The organism is Dellaglioa sp. CoH-56-MRSF-13 (assembly GCF_056782095.1).
Genome location: NZ_JBXAYC010000133.1, coordinates 1 through 309, shown reverse-complemented (window position 1 = coordinate 309; position 309 = coordinate 1). Strand labels below are relative to the sequence as shown.

Here is a 309-nt window from a genome sequence, read left to right as displayed (position 1 = left end):
GAACTACACGCCTACGTTTGGGGCCGCCGAAGTCGAAAAATGCCTTAGCAATTTCCGTGACCACCTGAAGAACAATCCTGATGCGCTCATGGATGAGTATGCGCACGGCGCTCCCGGAGGGCAGGATTGGGAGGTTAAGTACGAGGCTGAACTCGATATCAACGACAGTGAGGATGAGGACACGCTGGATGTCGGGGAAGACGAACATGAGCACGTAGCCGAGGAAGAGACAGGACCGACGCCATACATCAAGCTGGCTAGTACTATGCACGCGGACCCGGAATACGCGTGGTCGTGGCACTGCCAATA

The 309-nt window shown here is 55.7% G+C and carries 1 protein-coding gene; it reads left to right on the top strand.

Going from position 1 to position 309, the window contains the following annotated elements:
* A partial coding sequence (locus AC1RP1_RS08195; RefSeq protein ID WP_481762750.1) for a hypothetical protein occupies positions 1–309 on the top strand: 309 nt, incomplete at both ends.